The sequence below is a fragment of the Paraburkholderia sp. RL17-380-BIE-A genome (assembly GCF_046028085.1).
Classification (GTDB): domain Bacteria; phylum Pseudomonadota; class Gammaproteobacteria; order Burkholderiales; family Burkholderiaceae; genus Paraburkholderia.
Genome location: NZ_JARESQ010000042.1, coordinates 1 through 2,176, shown reverse-complemented (window position 1 = coordinate 2,176; position 2,176 = coordinate 1). Strand labels below are relative to the sequence as shown.

General features: G+C 58.0%; 1 protein-coding gene and 1 pseudogene. Both read right to left on the bottom strand.

Annotated elements, in window-relative coordinates; all coding sequences use genetic code 11:
• On the bottom strand, window positions 1-1,823 hold a 1,823-nt coding region (locus tag P0D68_RS35410; RefSeq protein ID WP_408468829.1), incomplete at its 3' end, for a type VI secretion system Vgr family protein.
• 243 nt (window positions 1,824-2,066) lie between these two features.
• Window positions 2,067-2,176 (bottom strand): annotated as a pseudogene (locus P0D68_RS35405) (PAAR domain-containing protein); the annotation flags it as partial.

Sequence of the window (2,176 nt, the reverse complement as noted above, 5' to 3'; positions counted from 1 at the left end):
GGCTGGCTTGAGGTCCCCGCCGTGGGATGGGTCGACACATACAAACCTTGCCCCGCCCTGAGCGCACCATACGCATCGGATTTCAGGTCAAAGCCGCTGCCGAGGTAAGCACCGCGCGAGTTACCTGTTTGCGCGATCAGATAGCCGAGATGCAGTTGGGAATTTGCACTGGTGCTGTATAGCTGCACGCGGTTCTGGCCGGTGGCATCGTCCATCACCATCTGGTTGTAACCGCTGCCTTGATACTCCTTGGACTTGTAGCCCGACAGGATCCCATTCGAATGCCAATCCGGCGTCTTTGCACTGTTATAGGTACGTCCGGTAACGAGCGGCTTGTCGCAGTCGCCGTCGAGGAAAGACACGATGACTTCTTCGCCGATGCGCGGTACGTGTACGCTGCCGTGCCCGCCCCCCGCGTGCGATTGCGCGACGCGCATCCAGCACGACGCGTTCTCATCGCCGGGGTTCAGCCGGTCCCAGTGCATCTGCACCTTGATACGGTTCAGTGGGTCCGTGAAGACTTCCTCGTTCGCTGGGCCGACCACCGTCGCCGTCTGCATGTGCATCTTCGGCTTGCTGTGCTCGAACGGGCTGCGGAACGGGACTGTTCTGCGCTGCGCTTCGACAGAGACCAACAGGAAACCTTCGCTACCGTCGGCCGACTTGATGAGCAGCGTTGGATCGTTAGCGTGCTGTGCACGGGCCGCAGTGATCGTTTGCTTCAGGCTGTGCGGGAAATCCGTCGTCCCGCTCGACACCGGCAGGTTATTCTCGATGACCCATTCAACGGCGATAACCGCGAACTGCCGGTCCTGCTGACTATCGGCGCCATGCCCCGGATGGTCCTGCAGTTCGAACCAGCGCCCCGCGTCGATGCGGCGGACCGCGCCTACGCCGTGGAAGCGCTTCGCGCGCGATTCCCACTCCTCCATCCTCACCTTCGAGAGGTGGTCGCCGCGATCCTGCTGTCCGTATGTATAAGCGCCCGTGTACTCGTACACCTCGGCCTGCTGCGGCAGGTTGCCCTGCGTGGTCAGCGTGGGGACCGTCGTGCCTTTCGGATTCGCGCCCGTGGGCGGCGCCTTGTAATCGAACGTACGCGTGGTGAGTGTCGTGCTCTGCAGCGTGCGCGTGCCGCTCCACTGCACGAAGGCATCCGTTTCGCTGTTGGTGCCCGACCGGTAGAAATCCACCGTCTGCGGCGACAGCGGTTGCAGGCTACCGATGTCGTCGGTCACGACCAGGGTATGAGATTTACCATCGGCAGCCTGTTCGAAATAGCCGAACAGGCCTTCCGTTTCCATTAGCCGGTGGCAGAAATTCCAGTCGTCCTCATATTGCACGCAGAACGAGCGCTGCGGCAAAGGATTGCGCAATGCAAAACGGAATGCACCCTGCGCCTGCGGATGCATATTGAATACATCGGTGAGAATTTCATCGACGGCTTTATCCTGCCAGATTCGTGCATCTTTTCTGAAATGCAGAAAATGCATCCAGGAGACGAAGCCGATCTGATAGCTGGTAATCGCACTATCAGAGCCTAACCGGCGGGCGGTATGGACATAACCGTGATGCGGGGCGTAAGACTGGTCGGTTTGCTGGGTCCAGAGCGTGACCGGCTGGGCGATCAGCGTTTTCAGTTCAATATTGTCATTGGTTGAAACGACGTCCAGCGTAAATCCGTAGTCCCGGCCCAGGCGGGAATGGCCCACCAGCCTTTGCGGCAACAGGACATTGGCACCCAACGGCGTATCAAGCTTTAACAGGCGATCACTTTGCAACAAGCCGCCTTTGATCGCTGCGATTATGTCCTGAGCACCCATACCGCCTCTTGTTTATGCAAATTGCGCCCCCGCGCCATCGCGCGATAATACAAAAGATCAGACGTTTACCGCAATCGCATATTCAGAAATAAATGTTAAATCGGAATTAATTGCCTTTCTCTTTAATGCCATTCGAATAGAGGTAAAAAGGTCACCCTGTGATTGCTGTCATACGCCATGGGGCCGCATATCTCTGGCGAGCAGTACGCGCTGCAGCCAACCAAAACGGGCAGAGCCACACGGTTATGCTTCTGTGGACATCATCTGCTGAGAAGCAACCAATCGAGGCGGCGGATGGCAGCCGCAAATACATAAATCATCGCTTAATGCGGCGTGTCTTCCATCCGGCGCGG